The sequence below is a fragment of the Actinotalea sp. JY-7885 genome, assembly GCF_014525465.1.
Taxonomy (GTDB): domain Bacteria; phylum Actinomycetota; class Actinomycetes; order Actinomycetales; family Cellulomonadaceae; genus Actinotalea.
In genome coordinates this window covers 1-5,572 of the sequence record NZ_JACEXH010000194.1, presented here as the reverse complement: position 1 = coordinate 5,572, position 5,572 = coordinate 1, and the positions used below count along the sequence as shown (strand labels likewise).

Genomic DNA, 5,572 nt, shown 5'->3' with positions numbered 1-5,572 from the left:
CGTGACCGCGGACGAGACCGCGCCCGCGGCTCCCGTCGCCGCGGCGCCCGCGCGGCCCGCGGGACTCGACCTCGACGCCGTCCTGGCGCGCCGGCGGGCGTCCGGCGAGTGAGGCGCGGCCCCCGCGTCCGCGGTGCGGACGTGGCGGGACCTGGCCCTGACGGGTGCTAGTCTTTTCCTCGCTTCTGGGGCTGTGGCGCAGTTGGTAGCGCGTCTCGTTCGCAATGAGAAGGTCAGGGGTTCGAATCCCCTCAGCTCCACCACCGAGGACCCTGTCCCACCCCGCCCGGGGTGTGGCAGGGTCCTCGTCGTTCGGGCCCGTCGCGGGCGGACCTCGGGAGGCACAGGGTGGCAGGCGCGCTCGGCTCGCCGCGGGCGGCGCTCCCGACGGCGGCCGACCTGGCCGTGCCCGTCCCCGCGCAGGTGAGGCGCCTCGACGGTCCCGGGTTCACGGCCCGGGGCGGCGTCCGGGTGGTGACGGACGGCCACCCCGAGGCCGTGGCCACCGCCGTGCTCGTGGCCGGTCGCCTGGGTGCCCTGTGCGAGAGCCCGGTGGCCGTCGTGCAGGAGGACGACGGCTCACCCGGCGCCGTCGTGCTGCGGATCGGCTCGCCGGCCGACGTCGGGCTGCCGCCCGGGACGGACCCGACGCTCGCGCACGAGAGCTACCGCCTCGAGGTGGTTGAGCGGGCCGTCACGCTCGTCGCGCCGTCCGGTGCCGGGTTGCTGCACGGGGCCCTGACCCTCCAGCAGATCGCCCTCCCGGGGTCGGCGGAGTGTCGGTGGGAGGTCGCCGCCCAGGTGGTGGTCGACGTGCCGCGGTTCGCCTGGCGCGGTCTCGGGCTGGACGTCGCCCGGCACTTCTTCGGGGTGGACGACGTGCGCGCCGTCATCGACGCCATGGCGTCGCTCAAGCTCAACGTGCTGCACCTGCACCTCACCGACGACCAGGGCTGGCGGCTGGACGTGCCGTCGCGCCCCGCGCTCGCGGCGGCGTCCGGGCCGACGGCGGTCGGCGGCGACCCGGGCGGCGCCTACACCGCGGGCGACTGGGACCTGATCCTGACCCACGCGGCATCGCGTCACGTCACGGTCGTGCCGGAGGTCGACGTGCCGGGGCACGTGAACGCGGCGCTGCACGCGCTCGGTGCGCTCAACCCGGGCGGGGAGCCGGCGGCCGCCTACACGGGGACCGACGTCGGGATCGGCCGCCTGCGTGCCGACCTGCCGGCCACCGGGCCCTTCCTGCACGACGTGCTGGGCGACGTCGCCGCCATGACGCCCGGGCCGTGGGTCCACGTCGGCGCCGACGCGGCTCGCGGGATGGACCCGGGGGAGTACCGCGCCCTGGTGCGTGCCGCGGTGGGCGAGGTGGCCGCGGCCGGCAAGGGCGTCGTCGGGCGGCAGCGGATGTCCCGGGCGCTCGGGCCTGACCCGACCGGCGCCGCAGGGAGCGCCGACGTCGACCACGCGCTCGAGGACGCGCTCGCCGGTGCGGTGCTGCAGTACTGGGACGAGCGCGAGGGGCCCGAGGAGGTCGCGCACGCGGCGCGCCTGGGGGCGCGGGTCGTCCTGTCCCCGGCGACGCGCGTCGGCCTGGATGCCGGGTACGACGACGGGGACGGCGACGCCACGCCCGGGGGCGGCGACCGGGCCGGCCACATCGACGTCCGGGACAGCTACGACTGGGAGCCCGCCGACGTCCTGCCGGGCGTGCCGGCCGGCCGGGTCCTCGGCGTCGAGGCGGTCCTGTGGACGCACGGCGTGCGGACCCGCGAGGACCTGTTCCTCCTCCTGCTGCCGCGGCTCGCGGCGGTGGCCGAGGTGGCGTGGTCGCCGGCCGAGCGGCGCGGGTGGGACGGCTTCGCGCGGCGCCTGCCGCGGCTCGGCCGGCGGTGGGACGCCCGAGAGCTGCCCTGGTACCGCTCGCCGCAGGTCGACTGGTAGGTCCCGCCGACGCGCACGGGCTCGCCGTGCCGCCCGGGCTCAGGGCCAGTCGGGCAGCCACTGCCGCAGCTGCCACGACCGGAAGGTGATCACCTCGCCCGTCCACACCGGCCAGAAGAACGCGGTCGTCACGACGACGAGGATCGCCGCCGCCACCAGCAGCGTCCGCACGATCGAGCGGCGCGGTTCGTCGCGGGCCCAGGCCAGCGCGCGGGCCGCCGCCCAGGTGAGGCACAGCACCAACCACGGCAGCATCACGATCGTGTAGAAGGTGAAGATCGTCCGCTCCGGGTAGGCGAACCACGGCAGCCAGCCCGCGGCGAGCCCCGCGAGGGCGACCGCCGCGACGCCGTCGGCCCAGCGCACGACCCACCACGCGCACGCGACGACGGCGGCCGCGCCGAGCCACCACACGAGCGGGTTGCCGAGGGACGTGACGGCCTGCGCGCACCGGGCCGCGCCGCACGCCTGCTGGGCGGGCTCCGGCGCGTCGTAGAAGAACGATGTCGGCCGCCACTGCACCAGCCAGCCCAGCGGTGAGGACTCGTAGGGGTGGTCGGTGCTCAGGCCGGTGTGGAACGTCCAGTTCTGGCGGTGGTACTCGGCCAGCGCCCGCAGCGGGTCGGGGAGCCAGGTGAGGCCCTCGCCCGGGTGCGTCGCGGCCCAGGACCGCCCGTAGCCGCCCGAGGTGCGCAGCCAGCCGGTCCAGGTCAGCACGTACGTGAGCGCGGCCGTCGGGACGATCGCGACGAACGCGGGCAGGGCGTCGCGCACGAGCGCGGCCTGCCACCACAGCGCCACACCGGCGCGGCGGCGGGCGCTCGCGTCCCACGCGACGGTGACCAGGCCGAGCACGGCGACGAACCACAGCGCGCTCCACTTGGTGCCGACGGCCAGGCCCAGCAGGACGCCCGCGAGCACGCGCCAGGGCCGGACGGCGGACCACGGACCCCACCGGCTCGGCGCGCGCGGTGGCCAGGTCGCGGCGGCGAGCCGCGCCCGGGCGCGGTCACGGTCCACGAGCAGCGCCGCGAACGCCGCCATGACCAGGGTCGCGAGGACGCCGTCGAGCAGCGCCGTGCGCGACATCACGATCGCGGCGCCGTCGACCGCGACGAGGAGCCCGGCGACCACCCCGAGCGCCGTGGACCCGAGCAGGCGCCGGGCGACCCGGGTCATCAGGACGACCAGGACGATGCCGGCGACCACCGTGCCCAGCCGCCAGCCCACCGGGTCGTCGGCGCCCAGCAGCCGCAGCCCGAGCGCGATGACCCACTTGCCGACCGGTGGGTGCACGACGTAGCTGGGGTCGGTGGAGAAGCCGTCGACGTCGCCCGCCGCGAACGCCTCGTCCGCGTCCGGCGGCCACGAGCCCTCGTAACCCAGGTGCAGGAGCGTCCACGCGTCCTTGACGTAGTAGGTCTCGTCGAAGACCAGCACGTCCGGGCGGTCCAGCGCGGGCAGGCGCAGCGCCGCCGCGACGCCGGCGACGGCCAGGGTGGCGGGCCAGCCCTGCGCCGCCTCGAGCGCTCGGTGCCACCGACCCGGACGCGGACCGGTCGCGCCGGTCGCGTCGGGCGCGCCCGGTGGCGCTGGGCGGACGGCGAGCGGCACCTCGTCAGGCTAGGACACCGCGGCGGCGTCGGGCGTGCCGCGCAGCGCCTAGCCTGGCCCGATGACCACGGGCCGGATCGTGCTGGCGGCGACGCCGATCGGCGACGTCGAGGACGCGTCGCCCCGTCTGCGCCGCCTGCTGGCGGAGGCCGACGTCGTCGCGGCGGAGGACACGCGCCGGCTCGCCGCGCTCGCGCAGCGCCTCGGCATCCGGCCGGCGGGGCGGGTGGTGAGCCACCACGAGCACAACGAGGGGTCACGCGCCGCCGAGCTGCTCGACGTCGTGCGGGGCGGTGGCACGGTGCTGGTGGTGTCGGACGCCGGGATGCCGACCGTGTCCGACCCGGGGTTCACGCTCGTGCGGGCGGCGGTCGAGGCCGGCCTGCCCGTGACGACCGCGCCCGGGCCGAGCGCGGTGCTGGCGGCGCTCGCCGTGTCCGGCCTGCCGACGGACCGCTTCACCTTCGAGGGCTTCCTGCCGCGCAAGCCCGGGGACCGCGCGCGTGCGCTGGGCGAGCTCGAGCGCGAACGCCGCACCATGGTGTTCTTCGAGGCGCCGCACCGGCTGGCGGCCACGCTCGCGGCGATGGGGGAGGCCTTCGGGACGGACCGCGCGGCGGCCGTGTGCCGGGAGCTGACCAAGACGTACGAGGAGGTCGTCCGCGGGCCGCTGGACGAGCTGGTGGCCTGGGCGGACCACGACGTGCGCGGCGAGGTCGCCGTCGTCGTCGCGGGCGCACCCGAGCCCGCGACCGCGCCGATGGGCGAGCTGGTCGCCGAGGTCCTCGCGCGCGCCGACGCCGGCGAGCGCCTCAAGGACGCCGTGGCGGCGGTCGCCGAGGCGACGGGCGTGGTCAAGCGGGAGCTCTACGCCGCCGCGCTCGCGGGGCGCGGCCGCTGAGACGTCCGCGGCGCCGGGGCCGTCGGGGTCAGCCGAGGTCAGCCGAGGTAGGCCGGGATCGGGGCGGTGACGGTCGGGTCGGTCCGGGGTGCACCCGCGACGGTCCGGAGCGGGACGACACCGGCCCAGTAGGGCAGCGCGAGGTCCTCGGGCTCGTCCTTCACCCCGCCGGCCCGCGCGCGCACGGAGACCTCGACGAGCGGCAGCGCCAGGAGGGCCGTCTCCGCCAGCTCGCGCCGCGACGGCGGCCGGCTGTCCGCGGCGCGGCCGGCGCCCGTGCGCTCGACGAGCGCGTGCAGGACCCGGCGCTTCTCCGCGTCGTCCGTCACGAGCGTCGCGTCACCGTGTGCCACGACCGACCGGTAGTTCGCGCTGTGGTGGAACTGGGACCGCCCGTAGACGATCCCGTCGAGCACCGTCACGGACGCGCAGACGCGCAGGCCGCCGCCGCGCGCCGCGAGCAGCGGGCGGCTCCCGGTCGAGCCGTGCAGGTAGAGCACGTCGTCGACGCGCACGTGCAGCGTCGGCAGGGCCCGGGGCTCGCCGTCGACGACGAACGCCAGGGTGCAGTGCCACGCCTCGTCGAGGATCGCGTGGGCGGCGGCGCGGTCGTAGGCCATCCGGCCGCGGTCGCGCGTCGCCGTCGTGCGCGGGGTCCGGGGGTACTCGTCCGACGGCGCGCCGGCGGGCGACGAGGTCGGGCGGGTGACGCTGTCCGTGGCCATGGCGATCCTTTGTGATATAACAAACGGGTGTCTGTGCGAGAACAATACCGGGTCGAGGGCCGCACGTCAGGGGAGATCGTGACGAGCGTGGAAGCCGGCGTGCGGACGGGCGCGCTGCCCCCGGGCTCGCCGCTCCCGACCGTGCGCGCGCTCGCGGCGGCGCTCGAGGTCAGTCCGGCCACCGTCGCCAAGGCGTACGGCGAGCTGCGCCGGCGCGGCGTCGTCGGCACCGCCGGGCGGGCGGGGACGAGGGTCCGCGACCGTCCCCCGGTCGACGCGCGCGCCGCCGGTGACCCCGTCGTGCCGACGGGCGTGCTCGACCTCGCCTCGGGCGCGCCGGACCCTCGTCTGCTGCCCGACCACGGCGCGGCGCTGGCCCGCGTCG

The 5,572-nt window shown here is 77.3% G+C and carries 5 protein-coding genes and 1 tRNA gene; 4 read left to right on the top strand and 2 right to left on the bottom strand.

Annotated features, from left to right (window positions below):
* Window positions 1-187 precede the first annotated feature (187 nt).
* Together IDM29_RS14370 and IDM29_RS14365 are read left to right on the top strand one after the other, a co-directional pair.
* Window positions 188-263: transfer RNA gene (locus IDM29_RS14370), tRNA-Ala, on the top strand.
* A gap of 85 nt (window positions 264-348) precedes the next feature.
* Window positions 349-1,947: a family 20 glycosylhydrolase gene (locus tag IDM29_RS14365; RefSeq protein ID WP_182113233.1), complete on the top strand. Its 1,599-nt coding sequence runs from the start codon at window positions 349-351 to the stop codon at window positions 1,945-1,947.
* A gap of 39 nt (window positions 1,948-1,986) precedes the next feature.
* On the opposite strand, the gene IDM29_RS14360 is transcribed toward IDM29_RS14365, so the two are convergent.
* Window positions 1,987-3,561 carry a dolichyl-phosphate-mannose--protein mannosyltransferase gene (locus tag IDM29_RS14360; RefSeq protein WP_182113234.1) on the bottom strand — a complete coding sequence of 525 codons (1,575 nt, stop codon included), beginning with the start codon at window positions 3,559-3,561 and terminating at the stop codon, window positions 1,987-1,989.
* A gap of 61 nt (window positions 3,562-3,622) precedes the next feature.
* On the opposite strand from IDM29_RS14360, the gene rsmI reads away from it, so the two are divergent.
* Window positions 3,623-4,462, top strand: a complete 840-nt coding sequence (gene rsmI / locus IDM29_RS14355) for a 16S rRNA (cytidine(1402)-2'-O)-methyltransferase (RefSeq protein WP_182113235.1) — start codon at window positions 3,623-3,625, stop codon at window positions 4,460-4,462.
* A 38-nt stretch (window positions 4,463-4,500) separates the two neighbouring features.
* Here rsmI and IDM29_RS14350 read toward each other — a convergent pair whose 3' ends face one another.
* A complete protein-coding gene (locus tag IDM29_RS14350) occupies window positions 4,501-5,187 on the bottom strand; it encodes a pyridoxamine 5'-phosphate oxidase family protein (protein WP_182113236.1) in 687 nt (228 codons plus the stop codon).
* Window positions 5,188-5,265: 78 nt separating this feature from the next.
* On the opposite strand from IDM29_RS14350, the gene IDM29_RS14345 reads away from it, so the two are divergent.
* Window positions 5,266-5,572, top strand: a 307-nt coding sequence (locus IDM29_RS14345) for a GntR family transcriptional regulator (protein WP_223148360.1), incomplete at its 3' end; no start/stop codon positions are given.